The sequence below is a fragment of the Microbacterium hominis NBRC 15708 genome (assembly GCF_001592125.1).
GTDB lineage: Bacteria > Actinomycetota > Actinomycetes > Actinomycetales > Microbacteriaceae > Microbacterium > Microbacterium hominis.
Map to the genome: position 1 here is coordinate 1 of NZ_BCWI01000003.1, position 16,077 is coordinate 16,077.

Annotated in this window: 16 protein-coding genes; 10 read left to right on the forward strand and 6 right to left on the reverse strand. The window is 71.5% G+C overall.

The window, feature by feature from the left end; all coding sequences use genetic code 11:
• Window positions 1–30: 30 nt before the first annotated feature.
• Window positions 31–1,269, forward strand: coding sequence for an MFS transporter (locus MHO01S_RS04685; RefSeq protein WP_060959109.1), 1,239 nt, complete (start codon window positions 31–33; stop codon window positions 1,267–1,269).
• A 150-nt stretch (window positions 1,270–1,419) separates the two neighbouring features.
• Here the strand turns inward: MHO01S_RS04685 and MHO01S_RS04690 are convergent, their stop codons facing one another.
• A complete protein-coding gene (locus tag MHO01S_RS04690) occupies window positions 1,420–1,599 on the reverse strand; it encodes a DUF3073 family protein (RefSeq protein WP_060959110.1) in 180 nt (59 codons plus the stop codon).
• A gap of 166 nt (window positions 1,600–1,765) precedes the next feature.
• On the opposite strand from MHO01S_RS04690, the gene MHO01S_RS04695 reads away from it, so the two are divergent.
• Complete coding sequence (locus tag MHO01S_RS04695; RefSeq protein ID WP_060959111.1) at window positions 1,766–2,278, forward strand: universal stress protein; 513 nt, start codon at window positions 1,766–1,768, stop codon at window positions 2,276–2,278.
• Window positions 2,279–2,390: 112 nt separating this feature from the next.
• On the opposite strand, the gene MHO01S_RS04700 is transcribed toward MHO01S_RS04695, so the two are convergent.
• Complete coding sequence (locus MHO01S_RS04700; RefSeq protein WP_061781903.1) at window positions 2,391–3,026, reverse strand: PadR family transcriptional regulator; 636 nt, start codon at window positions 3,024–3,026, stop codon at window positions 2,391–2,393.
• 2 nt (window positions 3,027–3,028) lie between these two features.
• Window positions 3,029–3,880 (reverse strand): DUF4097 family beta strand repeat-containing protein, encoded by an 852-nt coding sequence (locus MHO01S_RS04705; protein ID WP_060959113.1) that lies wholly within the window; start codon window positions 3,878–3,880, stop codon window positions 3,029–3,031.
• A 134-nt stretch (window positions 3,881–4,014) separates the two neighbouring features.
• On the opposite strand from MHO01S_RS04705, the gene MHO01S_RS04710 reads away from it, so the two are divergent.
• Entirely contained in the window at window positions 4,015–4,776 is a 762-nt protein-coding gene (locus tag MHO01S_RS04710; RefSeq protein WP_061781904.1) for a MerR family transcriptional regulator, read from the forward strand.
• 132 nt (window positions 4,777–4,908) lie between these two features.
• Here MHO01S_RS04710 and MHO01S_RS16625 read toward each other — a convergent pair whose 3' ends face one another.
• Entirely contained in the window at window positions 4,909–5,070 is a 162-nt protein-coding gene (locus MHO01S_RS16625; protein WP_167626506.1) for a hypothetical protein, read from the reverse strand.
• Between the two features lie 108 nt (window positions 5,071–5,178).
• Between MHO01S_RS16625 and MHO01S_RS04715 the strand changes: the two genes are divergently transcribed.
• The 6 genes from MHO01S_RS04715 (at window position 5,179) to MHO01S_RS04740 (ending at window position 11,369) form a co-directional block, all read left to right on the forward strand.
• A complete protein-coding gene (locus MHO01S_RS04715) occupies window positions 5,179–5,448 on the forward strand; it encodes a DUF7218 family protein (protein ID WP_060959115.1) in 270 nt (89 codons plus the stop codon).
• Between the two features lies 1 nt (window position 5,449).
• Entirely contained in the window at window positions 5,450–6,412 is a 963-nt protein-coding gene (locus MHO01S_RS04720) for a DNA topoisomerase IB (RefSeq protein ID WP_061781905.1), read from the forward strand.
• Between the two features lie 20 nt (window positions 6,413–6,432).
• Window positions 6,433–6,867 (forward strand): fluoride efflux transporter FluC, encoded by a 435-nt coding sequence (locus MHO01S_RS04725; protein ID WP_255266063.1) that lies wholly within the window; start codon window positions 6,433–6,435, stop codon window positions 6,865–6,867.
• On the forward strand, window positions 6,864–7,241 hold the full coding sequence (crcB, locus tag MHO01S_RS04730) for a fluoride efflux transporter CrcB (RefSeq protein ID WP_061781906.1): 378 nt from the start codon (window positions 6,864–6,866) through the stop codon (window positions 7,239–7,241). Before MHO01S_RS04725 ends, crcB begins: the two co-directional genes overlap by 4 nt.
• 270 nt (window positions 7,242–7,511) lie before the next feature.
• On the forward strand, window positions 7,512–10,712 hold the full coding sequence (locus MHO01S_RS04735) for an efflux RND transporter permease subunit (protein ID WP_061781907.1): 3,201 nt from the start codon (window positions 7,512–7,514) through the stop codon (window positions 10,710–10,712).
• A gap of 9 nt (window positions 10,713–10,721) precedes the next feature.
• Window positions 10,722–11,369: a hypothetical protein gene (locus tag MHO01S_RS04740; protein WP_061781908.1), complete on the forward strand. Its 648-nt coding sequence runs from the start codon at window positions 10,722–10,724 to the stop codon at window positions 11,367–11,369.
• Between the two features lie 10 nt (window positions 11,370–11,379).
• Here the strand turns inward: MHO01S_RS04740 and MHO01S_RS04745 are convergent, their stop codons facing one another.
• Window positions 11,380–12,459, reverse strand: coding sequence for a hypothetical protein (locus tag MHO01S_RS04745; RefSeq protein ID WP_060960520.1), 1,080 nt, complete (start codon window positions 12,457–12,459; stop codon window positions 11,380–11,382).
• A gap of 303 nt (window positions 12,460–12,762) precedes the next feature.
• Here MHO01S_RS04745 and MHO01S_RS04750 point away from each other — a divergent pair, with 303 nt between their 5' ends.
• On the forward strand, window positions 12,763–14,919 hold the full coding sequence (locus tag MHO01S_RS04750; protein ID WP_061781909.1) for a DEAD/DEAH box helicase: 2,157 nt from the start codon (window positions 12,763–12,765) through the stop codon (window positions 14,917–14,919).
• 54 nt (window positions 14,920–14,973) lie between these two features.
• On the opposite strand, the gene MHO01S_RS04755 is transcribed toward MHO01S_RS04750, so the two are convergent.
• A complete protein-coding gene (locus tag MHO01S_RS04755) occupies window positions 14,974–16,029 on the reverse strand; it encodes an Rv2578c family radical SAM protein (RefSeq protein WP_060959123.1) in 1,056 nt (351 codons plus the stop codon).
• Between the last annotated feature and the right edge of the window lie 48 nt (window positions 16,030–16,077).

Sequence of the window (16,077 nt, forward strand, 5' to 3'; positions counted from 1 at the left end):
CCCCCCCCGGCCCGCCCTAGGCTGGATCGGGTGACCGCTCCCCGCCCCCGATCCCTCTGGCGGGGAAGGCTCCTCGCACTCGCGGGCGTCGTGCTCGTCGCCTTCTCGCTGCGCTCCGCCGTGGCGGCGCTGTCCCCGATCCTCGCCGAGGTGCAGGAGGACTTCGCGGTGCCGACGTGGGTCGTCGGCCTCATCGGCACCGCTCCTCCCGTCTGCTTCGCCGTGTTCGGCATCGTGACGCCGATGCTCGAACGGCGTTTCGGGCTGCAGCGGCTGGCGGCGGCATCCATGGTCGTCGTGACGGCGGCGCTCATCTGGCGCGCGCTCGCCGGCGACGCCGTGACGCTGCTGGCGGCCACCGCGGTGCTGTTCGCCGCCGTCGGCGTCGGCAACGTGGTCCTGCCGCCCCTGATCAAGGCGTACTTCCCCGATCGCATCGGCACGATGACCGCGCTCTACTCCGCGTTGCTCGCCGTGGCGGCCTTCGTGCCGCCGCTGGTCGCGGTGCCCGTCGCGGATGCCGCGGGGTGGCGCTTCTCGCTCGGGATGTGGGCCGTCTTCGCGTTGCTCGCGGTGGTGCCGTGGGTCTCTCTCGTCGTCCGGGCCCGTACCTCCGCCGCGCAGCAGTCGGCGGTCGCGATCGAGGAGCCCGCGCCGGGGGTGCTCGGACGCCTGCCGCGACTGTCGCTGGCGTGGGCACTGGCGGCGACCTTCGGCATCTCCGCCGCGAGCGTGTACGCGTGTTTCGCGTGGCTCCCGGTCGTGCTCGTGGACGTGGCCGGGGTCTCGCACGCCGAGGGGGGCGCGCTGCTCTCGCTGTTCGGCGCGATGGGCCTGCCCTGGTCGATCCTGGTTCCGATCGTCATCACGCGGTGGCGACGCGTCGGCGTGATCTACGCGGTCGCCCTGGTGGCGGGTCTCGCCGGTGTCGGGGGCATGGTGCTGGCCCCGACGGCCGCCACGATCCTGTGGGTCGTCCTGCTGGGCACCCCGCAGGCGCTGTTCCCCGCCGTACTCGTGCTCATCCAGCTGCGCACGCGCACGCACGAGGGCGCCGTGGCGCTGAGCGGCTTCGCGCAGAGCGTGGGCTACGCGATCGCGGCGCTGTTCCCGCTGATGTTCGCGGTGGTGCACGAGCTGACCGGCAGCTGGCAGCCGGTGCTCCTCGTCTTCGGCGCGCTGTTCCTGGCGGCGATCCCGACCGGGATCATCGTGTCGAAGCCGCGCACCATCGAAGACGAGTGGGAGCGCCGCCACGGCGTGTGGTGAGGATCAGCGCGGTGCCGGGCCTGTGACGAACGTCGGAGATTCCGACGACGCCGCGGTCCATGCCCGCACGCTCCTGCCTTCACAGAATCAGCGCGCTGAAAAGTCCGACGTTGCACACGTGACGCCGTTCAGCACGGCATGACGAGGGCGTCAGGCTGTCTCCAGCTCGTCCTCGTCGTCGGCATACTGATCGGCCCATTTGTCGACGTACGGGTCGTCCTCGTGGTGTCCGAGCTCCTTTTCGAGCGCGGAGTAGTTCACGGTGTAGGTGTCGTACTTCAGCTCGCGAGCGATCTTGGTGTGCTTCGCTTTCTGACGGCCACGCCCCATGCGAGACCCCCTCATTTCTGAGTCACGGACGATGCGGTGTTCCGCACTTTGGTCCGGCGCATTCACGATGCGGTTGACGATCCGGCTTCCTGCCGGGAAGAGTAGCATTCAGAATAACACGGTGCCCCCGGCGCCTCGCGGTGCGGGGGAGGACGGGGAGGGTGTCATGGTCGATCCGGATGAGAGCCCGGTCCCGCTCCACGCGGTCGTGGTCGGCGCGATCCCCGACCAGCCGGCGCGGGTGCTCAAAGAGGCGGCGCGGTACGCGAAGCTCTTCCAGGCGCCCCTGATCGTCGCCCACGTCGATGTCACGCGGTTCGTCACGTACGAAGATCCCGACGGTTATGTGCATTCGGCGCCGATCGACATCGACCTCGCCGTCGGAGAGGTGCAGCTCGCGGCGGTCCGGGATGCCGCGGCATCCGCGCTCGAGGGTTCGGGCGTGGAGTGGACCGTCACGCAGCTCGTGGGTGACCCGGCGCTGGCGATCAAGCATCTCGCCGAGCGCGCGCAGGCGCGCCTGATCGTCGTGGGCACGCGGCGTCGCGGGTTCGGCGAGTCGATCCGCGAGTTCTTCACGGGCTCGGTCGCCGCGCGGCTCGCGCACCGCCAGTCGCGCCCGATCCTCGTGGTCCCCCTGGAGGAGCCGCTCGACGACGATACTCCCTGGCCCGCCTAGCTCTCTTCCCCCCCTCCCGCGAGCCGCTATGCCGCGGCCGAGCCGCCATCCGCTGTGCTGTACACCGCGTGGCGGCTCGCACAGGGGATAGCGGCTCGGCAGGCAGGGGGGATCAGCGCAGGGCGCGGGTCAGCGCGGCGAGCGCGTCGTCGAGCGCACGCGACAGGTCGTCGACGGCGGATGCCGCGAGTTCGCCGCCGTGTGCGAGATGCGTGCGCACATCGGCGCGCACGGTCGCTCGGAACTCGCCGAGGATCGCCTCGGTGCGCCGCAGCTGCTCGCGGGACGACGCGCGCGCGTCATCGGACGGCGACGCGGATGCCGAGGCGCGGGCCTCGTCGCGATCGCGCTGCGCCTGGGCGCGCTCCGACTGGGCCGACGCCGCCAGATCCGCGCGGAGGCTCTTCATCGCCTCGCGCACGCTGCCGCGCACCTCGTCGGCGATGAGGCGGACGCTGTCGGCGAGTCCCGCCTCGATGCCCTCGAGCTCGTGCGCCCGCGCGGAGACCTCGGCGCGGCCCGCGTCCGTGATCTCGTAGACGGTCTTGCGACCGTCGACCACTTTCGTGACCAGGCCCTCCTCCTCCAGCTTGGACAGCCGCGGGTAGATCGTGCCGGCGCTCGGCGTGTACGTGCCGCCGGTGCGATCCGACAGCGCCTGCATCAGGTCGTAGCCGTGTCGGGGCGACTCGTCGAGGAGGTTCAGCAGGTAGAGGCGCAGGTCGCCGTGCGAGAAGACGGGGGGCATCGTCAGACCTCCTCGGCGGTCGCGGAGGCCGCGGCATCCGGGGTCGCCGTGGCCCGACGCAGCACCGTGACGTCGCCCGACACGGAGTTCGCGCGGACGTCGGCGAAGCTGCCGCTGAGCTCGCCGACCGAGTCGACGTAGTTCGAGGGCCCGGATGTCGAGCGCTTGACGCCGTCGACCATGAGGCGGCCGCTGACGCTGCGCAGCACGAAGTTGGCCGGGTGGCCCTCGTCCAGGCGCACGGTGGCGTCGCCGGAGACCGTGTTGAGGCTGACGACGTCGACGCGATCGGTCGAGTCGACGAGCATGCCGCCCGACACGGTGTCGATGGTCGCCTTGCGGATGCTGCCCGTCGCCGCGACGTCGCCGGAGACCGAGTTGGCGCTCAGGGTGCCGTCGAGTCCGCGGATCTGCACGTCGCCCGAGACCGCGTTGACCGACAGGTCGCCCGTCAGGCCGTCGACGAAGATGTCGCCCGACACGGTGTTCAGACGCGCACCCGAGGCGAGCCCCGACACCAGGGCGCTCGCCGAGACGACGCCGAGGTTGAGGAGGATGCCGCGGGGGACCGCCACGCTGATCTCGGCCTTGGGGCCGCCGGAGCCGAAGTTGCGGAACACCTCGAGGAAGTTGTCCCAGCGCAGCTGCGGGTGGTCGATCTCCACGACGTCGCCCGACGCCTCGATGCGGAGGTCCTTGATGGTCACGGCGTGCACCTCGATGCGCACCCCGGGCTCGTCGTGCGCGACGACATCCACCTGTCCGCCGACGAGTCCGATCTTGAGCTTGCGGACGTCTTCGAGGTCGATCACCCGGGTCTCGCCCGGCTTGATGAGCCACTTCTCGAGTGTCATGGGTTTCTCCTGGGTTTTGGCGATTCGAGATATATCGCGTTGTGGCTAGAATAACACGATATATCTCGATTTGCCAGAGCCTTCGCCGACGTCTCCTTGACCTTGACGCGACGTCAACCTCTAGCGTCGTCCTCATGAACGACTGGTCGATCCAGCAGACCGCGCGCCTCGCGGGGACCACGAGCCGCACCCTGCGGCACTACGGCGAGCTCGGGCTGCTGCGGCCGAGCCGCGTGGGTGCCAACGGCTATCGGTACTACGACGCCGCGGCCCTCGTGCGCCTGCAGCGGATCCTGCTCCTGCGCGAGATGGGGCTCGCTCTGCCCGAGATCGCGGAGGTGCTCGAACGGCCCACGACCGAGACCGACGCGTTGCGGCGCCACCTGCGGGCACTGCACGAGGAGCAGGAACGGCTCGCGCGTCGGATCGCCTCGGTCGCATCGACCATCACCGCACTGGAGAAAGGAGAAGAGCCCATGGCCGAGAACATGTTCGACGGGTTCGACCACACGCGATACCACGACGAGGTCATCGAGCGCTGGGGCGAGGCGGCGTACGCCGACGCGGACCGCTGGTGGCGAGGGCTGGATGCCGAGGGGCACCGCGACGCGAAGGCGCGGGTCGCCGCGCTCAACGCCGCGTGGGTGGATGCCGCCGGGCGCGGCCTCGACCCCGCCGGAGGCGAGGCCCAGGAGCTCGCCGCCCGTCACGTGGACTGGCTCCGCGGCATCCCGGGGACGCCCGCCGCGGCGCCGGACGGCGACATCGCCGGCTACCTGCGGGGGCTCGGCGAGATGTACGTCGCCGACCCGCGGTTCGCGGCGAACTACGGCGGCCCCGCCGGTGCGAAGTTCGTCCGCGCGTCACTCGACGCCTACGCCGCCGCGCAGCGGTGAGGGCGCGCCGCCCATCCGTCCCGCGCTGTCGCTTCGGCATCCGAGATGCGACCACGCGGGACGGACGAGCGGCACACGCGACCGCGCCGGCTCACCCCAGGGGGTGAACCGGCGCGGTCCGGGCGGTCGACGCTAGGCGCGACCGCCTCGCACGAGTCGCAGCAGGAACGCGATGATGGCGATGATGCCGACGATCAGGGCGACCCACAGCAGCCAGTTCAGGGCGGCGTTCATGCCGCCGACGATCGCAAGAACGATCGCGACGACGATGATGATGATCAGAGCGAGATTCATGTGATTGCTCCATTCTCGAGGGACTCCATGACCCCCTGAAGCTAGTCGCGTTCGCGGCCGCGGGCACCCCCCTTGCCACGGGCTCTTCCCGTGCGATAGGGCCGTTATATGCCCCAGAACGACACCCCCGCGTCCCTGAAGGATCCGCAGCTCTACGAAGAGCTGCGCACGGACGGCGCATCGAAGCAGAAGGCCGGCCGCATCTCCAACGCCGCCGCCCGCGACGGCCGCACGGCCGTGGGTCGCCGCGGCGGCGCGGCGGGATCGTACGAGGACTGGACCGTCGCCGAGCTGCGCGGACGCGCCAAGGAACTCGGCATCCGCGGCTACGCGAACGCGCGGAAGGCGGAGCTCGTCGACATGCTCCGCGACTCCTGAGGTGGCGCGCCTTCGCAGGGTCCGGCCCGGCCGCGACCTCGGCTACCGACGCGTGCGCTCGGGCACGGGATTCCGCTACGTGGATGCCGACGGGTCGCCCCTCCCGGCCGCCGAGCGCGACCGCGTGCGGGCGCTCGTCATCCCGCCGGCCTGGGGCGACGTGTGGATCGCGGCGGCGGCCAACGGGCACATCCAGGCGACCGGCGTGGACGAGGCGGGCCGGATGCAGTACCTCTACCATCCGGACTGGTCGACCCGTCGCGACAAGGGCAAGTACGCCCGCGCGCTCGAGCTGGCCGAGCGTCTGCCGCATGCGCGCGGCCGCGTCACGGCATCCCTGCGCCGCGACGATCTCGACCGGGAGCGGGTGCTGGCCACGGCCTTCCGCCTCCTCGATCAGGCGGCGCCGCGCGTGGGCAGCGAGCGGTACTTCTCCGCCCACGGGAGCCGGGGGCTCACGACGCTCCAACGACGCGACGCCCTCGTCGACGGCAGCGTCACGAGCCTGCGCTTTCCCGGCAAGAGCGGCAAACGGCAGCGCCTCGACGTCGACGACGCCGACCTCGCCGTGGTGGTCGGACTCCTCGCGGCGGGGCGGCCCGCGGCGCCGCTGCTGGCCTACGTGCGCGGGCGTCGCCGGGTCGCGCTCACGCCGAAGGACGTGAACGCGTACGTGCGGGCGATGACCGGCGGAAGCTTCACCGCGAAGGACTTCCGCACCCTCCGCGGCACGATCCTCGCCGCCGACGCCCTCGCCCGCATCGGTCCGACGTCGACGAAGACCGATCGCAAGCGCGCCGAGGTCCTCGCGGTCAGAGCGACGGCCACGGCTCTGGGCAACACGCCCGCCGTCGCCAAGAGCTCGTACATCGACCCGCGGGTGTTCGCCCGTTACCGACGCGGCGTCCTGCTCGACACCTCCATTTCCCCGGAATCGGCGATCCGCGCCCTCCTCGCCTCGTGAGCCGGCGCTAGTCTGCGGACGTGCCCCCCGCCCGCCGGTTCTCGCTCGTCGCTCTGCTGCTGGTGATCGTCGGCGGCATGGTCGGCGTGGCGCTGCGGGCGGTCGTCGTCGTGCCGCTGACCGCCGCCGGTCTGCATCCGCTCGTCGTCCCGGCCGCGACCCTCGTCGTCAACCTGATCGGTTCGCTGCTGCTCGGCGTCATCGTCGGATGGCTGGCGGATCGGCATCCACGCGCACGACTCTTCCTCGGCACCGGGGTCATGGGCGGGTTCACCACCTACAGCGCCTTCGCCGTCCAGGCCGTGACGACGGCGACCGCCTCGCCGTTCGTCGGCATCGCGCTCATCGTCGTCTCGCTGTTCGGCGGGGTGCTCGCCGCCGTCGCGGGTCTCGCCGTCGGCCGTCGCCTCGCGGACCGCCCGGGCGAGATCGAGCGGCCCGAGGACGCGGAATGAGCGCGGTCGAGGTGGCGGCGCTCATCGTCGGCGGCGGGCTCGGGGCGGGGGCGCGCTATCTGATGGATGCCGCGGTCATGCGCGGCCGGTCGGGGGCGTTCCCCGTCGGCATCCTGCTGGTGAACGTGCTGGGGTCGTTCCTCCTCGGACTGCTGACGGGACTCGGCACGTCGGTCGCACCGGTGTGGATGAGCATCCTGGGTGTCGGGGTGCTCGGCGGCTTCACGACCTTCAGCACGGTCTCGACGGAGACGGCGCTGCTCGCCGAGCGGGGACGCCGCGACTGGGCGTGGATCAACCTCCTCGGCACGCTCGTGCTCTCGCTCGCCGCCGCGGCCCTCGGCCTGCTCCTCGGGGGCTTCTTCCCCCGCTGACCCGGCGCTCGTGCCGCGGGCCGGCCGGCGGCGCGGCCGGTGGCCCGGCGGGCGGCCGGCATCGGCCCGGCCGGCGTCCGTGCCGATGTGCAAGGGATGCCGAGCGACACGCCGCGGCATCCGTCGCCGAGGCGGCGCGTCGACGGGGCGCCCTTGCAGATCGGGAAGGTGGCGGTGCGCGGATCGGAACCAGCGCGCGTGCGACAATGAAGCCGATACACGCGTGTATCGAGCTTCTCGTGCGCGCCCGTCTGGAGAGCAAGGGTTCCCGTGTCGCATCTCGCCGTACTGAGCCTGAAGAACCGGGCCCTCATCGCCTTGATCACGATCGTCGCGGCGATCTTCGGCGGCCTCGCCCTGACGAGCCTCAAACAGGAGCTCATCCCTTCGGTCGAGTTCCCGCAGCTGTCGATCCTGTCGACCTACCCGGGCGCGTCGCCCGACGTCGTCAACAACGACGTCTCGACGCCCATCGAGTCCGCGATCCAGGGCATCCCGGGCCTGGAGTCCACGACCGCCACGAGCACGACGAACGCCTCGATCATCCAGGCCTCCTTCACCTACGGCACCGATCTGGCCACCGCCGAGCAGAAGATCCTCCAGGCGATCAATCGCATCAAGTCCGATCTGCCCAGCGGCGTCGAGCCGAACGTCGTGTCGTTCTCCATCGACGATCTCCCCGTCATCGCACTGGCCGTCACCGGCTACAGCGACGAGAAGACCATCCAGGCCAAGCTGCAGGCGACCACGATCCCCGACCTCGAGGACGTCAAGGGCGTCAGCGCGGCCTCCATCGTCGGCGGCCAGGGGCAGCGCGTGACGATCACCCCCGACCAGCAGAAGCTCGCCGCGGCCGGGTTCACACAGACGGCGTTGACCGACGCGCTCACACAGAACGGCGTGCTCTTCCCCGGCGGCACCGTCACGGAGGGCGACCAGACGCTCACGGTGCAGACGGGGAGCAAGCTGACCTCCGTCGACCAGATCGCGGCGCTGCCGCTCGTGCCGACGTCTGCGGCGCAGTTCGAGGGCGCCCTCGCCAGCGGCGCGCTGACCGTCGGCGACGTGGCGACCGTGGCGCTGGCGCAAGACCCGGTCACCTCGATCTCGCGCGTCAACGGCGAGCCCGCCCTGACGATCTCCATCACCAAGCTTCCCGCGGCGAACACGGTCGACGTCAGCCGTGCCGTCACCGCGCTGCTGCCCACCCTGCAGAGCGACATCGGCGGGGACGCGTCGTTCACCGTGGTCTTCGACCAGGCGCCCTACATCGAGCAGTCGATCGAGTCGCTCGCGCAGGAGGGCCTGCTCGGACTCGTCTTCGCCGTGCTCGTCATCCTCGTGTTCCTGCTGTCGGTGCGTTCGACGCTCGTCACGGCGATCTCGATCCCGACGAGCGTTCTCATCACCTTCGTCGGCATCCAGGCGTTCGGCTACTCGCTGAACATCCTCACGCTCGGGGCGCTGACGATCGCGATCGGCCGCGTCGTCGACGACTCCATCGTGGTGATCGAGAACATCAAGCGCCACTACGTCGAGGGGGCCGACAAGCTCGCCTCGATCCTGCTCGCCGTCCGCGAGGTGGCCGCCGCGATCACCGCCTCGACCATCACGACGGTCGCCGTCTTCCTGCCGATCGCCTTCGTGGGCGACGTGACCGGCGAGCTGTTCCGCCCGTTCGCGATGACCGTCACCATCGCGATGGCCGCCTCGCTGTTCGTGGCGCTGACCATCGTGCCGGTGCTCGCCTACTGGTTCCTGCGCCCCGGAAAGCCGGTGCGCGACGCCGAGGGCGACCCGATCGACCCGGAAGACCCCGCAGCGCCCCCGTCCCGCCTGCAGCGGGGCTACCTGCCCATCCTCGGCTGGACGCTGAAGCACTCCTGGGTCACGCTGCTGCTCGCCGTGCTCGTGCTTGGCGGCACCGCCGCGGCGGCGCCCCTCATGAAGACGAACTTCCTCGGCGACAGCGGGCAGAACACCTTCACCATCACGCAGCAGGTCGGGCAGGCGCCGAGCCTCGACGCCGAGGACGCCGCGGCGCAGAAGGTCGAGACCGCCGTGAAGGGCGTCGCCGGCGTGACCACGGTGCAGACCTCGATCGGCTCCAGCGGATCGGCGGTGCGCGACGCCTTCCGCGGCGGCAGCACCGGAATCACCTACTCGGTCACGACCGACACGGGGGCCGACCAGCTCACCGTCCGCGACGAGGTCGAGAAGGCGATCGCCGGACTCGGCGACGTCGGCACCGTCACGATCTCCTCCGGTCAGGGCGGATTCGGCTCGAGCAACGTCGAGGTCGACGTGACCGCGCCGTCCGCCGACGCGCTCCAGAAGGCCACCGACGCGGTCGTCGCCGGGCTGCAGGGCAAGGACGGCATCGGCCAGATCACCTCGAACCTCTCGGCATCCCTCCCGTACGTCGCCGTCACCGTCGACCGTGCGAAGGCCGCCCAGCTCGGGCTGTCGGAGGTCGCCGTCGGCGGGCTCGTCTCCAACACGATGCAGCCGCGTCAGATCGGCGCGGTCGAGATCGACGGCACCTCGCTCACCGTCTACCTCCAGGCGGCGACCGTGCCGCAGACGATCGACGAGCTCAAGGGCCTGCAGATCGCGTCGGCCAACGGCCTCGTGCGTCTCGACCAGGTCGCCACCGTCGAGCAGAGCCAGGGTCCGACCTCCATCACGACCCAGCGCGGCCAGCGCACCGCGACCGTGACGGTCACTCCGTCGACCGACGACCTCAACACCGCGTCGGCGAGCGTCCGCACGGCCCTCACCGGCCTGGATCTGCCCACGGGGGCCGACGCGAAGGTCGGCGGTGTCGTGACGCAGCAGACGGATGCCTTCGGACAGCTGGGTCTCGCCATGCTCGCGGCCATCCTGATCGTCTACATCGTCATGGTCGCGACCTTCAAGTCGTTGCGCCAGCCGTTGCTGCTGCTCGTGTCGGTGCCGTTCGCGGCGACCGGTGCGATCCTCCTGCAGATCGCTACGGGGGTGCCGCTCGGCGTCGCCTCGCTCATCGGTGTGCTGATGCTGATCGGCATCGTCGTCACCAACGCGATCGTGCTCGTCGACCTCGTCAACCAGTACCGCGAGAAGGGGCTCAGCACCCATGACGCGACCGTCGCGGGCGGCTCGCGACGCCTGCGACCCATCCTCATGACGGCGCTCGCGACGATCTTCGCGCTGACGCCGATGGCGCTCGGCATCACCGGCCACGGCGGCTTCATCTCGCAGCCCCTCGCGATCGTCGTGATCGGCGGCCTCGTCTCCTCGACCGTGCTGACGCTGCTGGTGCTGCCGACGCTCTACAACCTCGTCGAGGGGGCCCGCGAGCGCCGGGCCGCCCGCCGGGGAGCCGCAGACGGCGGCCACGAGGCGGCCGCGGATGCCGGTGCGGACCCCGTCGCCCCGGCATCCGGTGCCGCCGCGCTGCACCCGCGCCGCGCGCTGCGCGGGAAGTAGAGTCGGGTCATGCGTTCCCGACTCCTCGGCGTCGCCGTCCTCACCCTCGGCGTCGCACTGGCCGGGTGCGCCGCGAGCGTCCCGGAGTCCACGTCCACGTCCACGGCGCCGGCCACGGCCAGCGGTGAAGGCACCGCGGCCGCGGCGGCGCCGACGCCGACGGCGACCGCGGCCGCGGCCGCGGCGGCCGTCTTCCCGCGCTGCGAGGATCTGATCCCGATCGAGCTGCTGCAACAGAACTTCTCGACGGACGTCGTCGCGTACACCGACGGCGGCGGGTGGACCATCGGACAGCTTCTTCCCGGCCCGATGGCACGCTCCGCCGTCGAGAAGGCGGAGCGCGCCGTCGACTGCGGATGGGGCGTCCGCGGCGGCTCGGACGGTGGCGTGCACGCGGCCGTGCTCGAGCTGCCCGCCGAGGTGCGCGACGAACTCGTGAGTGCGCTGCGCACCGCCGACGGGTACACCGAGGCCGCGATCGACGACGCCACGGTCTTCACCTCAGCGGTGCACGGTGAGATCGCCGACGGGGCGGTCGGCTATGCGTTCGAGGGGACGACGTGGCTGGCGATCGTCGGCAACAGCAAGGAAGCGGCGATGCAGTCCGCTTACCTCCCCGCCGCCGTGGCCGCCCTGCGGGCCGCCAACGCGGGGTGAGCGGGGCGCCTCAGCCGCGCGGATCGGGCTGATCGGCGACCACCATGAAGCGGATGAAGACGGCGAGCCACCCGAAGATCAGCGCGAACACGATGATCTCGAAGGCCGTCAGCCCGAAGTAGCCCGTGGCGAACAGTGCGATCGAGGCGACCAGGCCGGCGAGGAACGCCCACGACGCCAAGAAGTAGGCGCGCGGCATCCGTCGCACGATCCACGGGCCGCCGACGAGCAGCAGCAGGAACATCAGGGCCATGCCCGACGCCGACAGGTTGTGCAGCAGCATGTTCACGTTGACCGGGAAGATGCCGACGCAGGCCAGCATGACGCCCATGATCGCGAGCGCCGTGCCGACGACACGGATGCCGCGCGGCGCCTCGCCCAGCGCGGCGAGGTCGTGGGAGACGTACAGCGTGAAGGTCGTCACGAGCAGGCCTCCGGCGACGAGCGTGCCGTTGAAGAGGAAGCTCGACATGTCGCCGAACGTGCCCAGCTGGCTGAAGTGGTAGGTCCACCAGAGCGGGTCGGAGGTCGTGATCATGGCCGCCAGCGTCCCGATCCCGATGAAGGTGACCAGCAGCGTCGTGAGGCGCTGGGTCGTCATCCGCGAGGCGGAGAGGTAGCTCAGCCAGCCCGACAGGCCCGTCGCCGTGGCCGCCAGGACGGTCGTCCAGAACGCGGTGAGCTCGACGTCGATGAAGGCGCGCGAGAGCACGGCGAACAGCGCGACGGTCCCGATCGCCGCGAGGGCGCCGTGCGCGATCACGACGGATGCCGTCGACACCACGTAGCGCCAGCTCGCGATCCTGCGCCGCCACTCCTGACCGTCGGTGGTGCGGGCGCGCCAATAGCCGAGCGCGGAGCTGACGCCCGCCGCGAGGCCCGCCCCGGCCGCCGCCCAGCCGGCGATGCTCCCGTCGCCCCACAGGCGCGTGCCGATGCCGAGCAGTCCGACGATGAGCCCGACGACGCCGCCGGAGACGGCGGCGATCGCCGCGGCGAGCAGGGCCTCCGCCTCGACGCGCAACGAGGGCGCGGGGGCGCGATCGGCGTCGGTGGCGGCGGGGAATCGGGTGGGTTCCGCTGCGGTCATGGCGCCAGTGTAGGGGGCCGCCGGCGGGCCGCGATCCCGGCGTGGCCGGACCCGACCGGCGCTCTCACAGGTGCGACCGGTACAGTGGTGCGGTCGGCTCTGGACACCGCGCTGCGGCGCGGGTGGGTTTGTGAGTCCAAGGGGCCGATGGTGAGCGCCGCTCGGCGCACATGACCATCACTGTGAATGGCCCCCGGACCACCGGGTCGCCCGCCGCCCCGATCTCCTCGACCATCGCGTCGTGGGGGGACTCCTTCGGCGCGGAGGCGCTGTTCTCGCGCGAGAAAACCCAGGAAGAACACCATGCCCAAGAGCAAGAAGCCGGCCGGCGGCCGCGCCCAGAACTTCGAGCCGCGCTACGGCGCGAAGACCAGCTACCAGGACGCGAAGCGCCGTCCCGGTCAGTCCTCTGCCGGCAAGCCCGGCAGCAAGAGCCCCGGCCACCGCGGCTATCGCGCCGCCGAGGCGACCGACGCGGCGCCCAAGCAGCGCTGGAGCGCCCAGGAGCGCGCCGGCCGCGACGAGGCGCGCGGCATCCGCTCCCGCGCCCACGGCGACCGCCCGGCCCGCGACGACCGCCCGGCTCGGCCGTTCGATGACCGCCCGCGTCGTGATGACCGCCCGGCTCGGTCGTTCGATGACCGTGGCCGTAACTCCTCCACATCGGGCGGGGATCGCCGTGAGCGGCCTGCTTTCGGCTCTCGGGACGAGGATCGGAGGAGTTTCGACCGCCCGCGTCGCGACGACCGTCCGGCTCGGTCCTTCGATGACCGCCCGCGCCGTGACGACCGCCCGGCCCGGTCGTTCGACGACCGGCCGCGTCGTGACGACCGGCCTGCTCGGTCGTTCGATGACCGTGGCCGTAACTCCTCCACGTCGGGTGCGGAGCGGCGTGAGCGGCCTGCTTTCGGCTCTCGGGACGCGGATCGGAGGAGTTTCGACCGCCCCCGCCGCGACGACCGTCCGGCCCGGTCCTTCGATGACCGCCCTCGCCGCGACGACCGGCCCGCTCGGTCGTTCGATGACCGTGGCCGTAACTCCTCCACGTCGAGTGCGGAGCGGCGGGAGCGGCCTGCTTTCGGCCCCCGCGACGAGGATCGGAGGAGTTTCGACCGCCCCCGCCGCGATGACCGTCCGGCCCGCGCCACCGGCGGCAACCGTGCGGACTGGAACGCCGACGCGAAGGATGCCGCGGCCCGCAAGGCCTACGAGGCGCACGCCGACGTCGTGCACGAGAAGCTGCAGGCGCAGGCCGTGCAGGCCGAAGAGGTCGCGGACGTGAGCTTCGCCGGCCTCGGCCTGGGCGAGAACATCGTCCGGGCGCTCGCCGAGCTGGGCGCCGCGGCGCCGTTCCCGATCCAGGCGGCGACGATCGCGCCGATCCTCGCCGGCAAGGACGTGCTCGCGCGCGGCCGCACCGGCTCGGGCAAGACCATCGCCTTCGGTGCCCCGCTCGTCGAGTCGGTGCTGCGCAGCCAGGCCGGCAAGCGCCGCGCGTTCGGCCGCAGCCCCCGCGCGCTGATCCTGGCCCCGACGCGCGAGCTCGCACTGCAGATCGACCGCACGATCCAGCCGATCGCCCGCAGCGTCGGCCTGTTCACGACTCAGATCTACGGCGGCGTGCCCCAGGCGCGCCAGGTCGGTGCGCTCAAGAAGGGCGTCGACATCATCATCGGCACCCCGGGCCGCATCGAAGACCTGCAGGAGCAGGGCAAGCTCGACCTCTCCGAGATCGGGGTCGTCGTGCTGGACGAGGCCGACCACATGAGCGAGCTCGGCTTCCTCGAGCCGATGCAGCGGATCCTCCGTCTGGTCGAGCCCGACGCGCAGAAGCTGCTGTTCTCGGCGACCCTCGACCGCGAGGTCGCGGCGCTCGTCGACGAGTTCCTCGTCGACCCGGCGGTGTACGAGGTCGCCGGCGAGGACCAGGACTCCGGCACGATCGACCACCGTGTGCTCGTCATCGACCACCGCGACAAGGCCGACATCCTCACCTCGCTCGTCGACCGCGCCGGCAAGACGCTCGTGTTCGCCCGCACCCGTGCGTACGCCGAGATGCTCGCCGAGCAGTTCGACGACGCCGGCATCCACGCGGTCGCCCTCCACGGCGACCTCAACCAGGGCAAGCGCACGCGCAACCTCGAGCGGCTCACCTCGGGCCGCGTCAGCGTGCTGGTCGCGACGGATGTCGCTGCGCGCGGCATCCACGTCGACGACATCGACCTGGTCATCCAGGCCGACGCGCCCGACGAGTACAAGACGTACCTGCACCGCTCCGGTCGCACCGGTCGCGCGGGGCGTTCCGGCACCGTCGTGACGCTCATCCCGCGTCAGCGCCGCCGTCGCATGACCGAGATGCTCGACCGCGCCGAGATCGACGCGCCGTTCGAGGACGCCCGTCCCGGCGACGACGTGATCGAGGAGCTGTCCGGGCGGCAGGCCGCGCACGTCGACCGCTGACACCCGCACCCGGAGGGGCCGAGACGTTCGCGTCGCGGCCCCTCCGGCGTGTGGTCAGAACAGCATCGCCGGGGCGGCGGCGGCGGATGCCGCGGCCCGCGCCGTGGTCCGTACGGGCCCCGGTCGCGCCGGCCGGGTCTCGACCTCTTCCTCCGGACCGCCCGTGAGCCGGTGTCGCCGCAGCAGCGGCCGGACCCGCGCCGCGAGCCACTTCCGGTAGCCGACGGGCGCGTACACGCTGGCGCCGGGGTAGAGCCCCCGATACGCGGGCACCAGCTCGGGGTGCTCCCGTTCGAGCCACTGCCAGAACCACTCGCGGGCTCCGGGCCGCAGGTGCAGCGCTCCGAAGACGACGCGGACGGCTCCGGATGCCGCGATGCGCGCCAGCGCGTCGTCGAGCACCGCCACCGCATCCGTCAGATGCGGCACGATCGGCATGAGGAACACGGTCACGGCGAAGCCCGCGTCGGTGGCCGCCCGCACCGTGTCGAGCCGGGCCTGGAAGGTGGGAGCGCCCGCTTCGAGCGTCTGCCGTAGGCGCTCGTCGGGCATGGCGATCGACATCGACAGGTGCACCGGCACGCGCCGCCGGGCCTCCGCGAGCAGCGGCAGGTCACGGCGCAGGAGCGTGCCCTTGGTCAGCACCGAGAACGGCGTCCGGCTCGCCGCGAGCGCGTCGATGATCTCCGGCATGAGCCGGTATCTCCCCTCGGCCCGCTGGTACGGATCGGTGTTGGTGCCGAGCGCGACCGGCTCCCGCCCCCACGAGGGCGCGGCGAGCTCGCGTCGCAGCACCTCGGCGACGTTGACCTTCACGACGATCTGCTCGTCGAAGTCGCGTCCGGCGTCGAGGTCGAGATAGGTGTGGGTGTTGCGGGCGAAGCAGTACGAGCACGCATGGCTGCACCCGCGATAGGGGTTCACGGTCCAGTCGAACGGCATCGCGGATGCCGACGGCACATGGTTCAGCGCCGACTTCGCGGCGACCTCGTGAAAGGTCATGCCCGCGAACTCGGGGGTGGTCACCGTGCGGACCAGCCCCTCCCGCGTCTCGAGGCCGGGCAGGGCTGCGGCATCCGTCGAATCGATTCTTTGTCCACGCCAGCGCATGCCTGATATACGAACATAGATTCGATGACTGTGCAATGCGCACCGTCC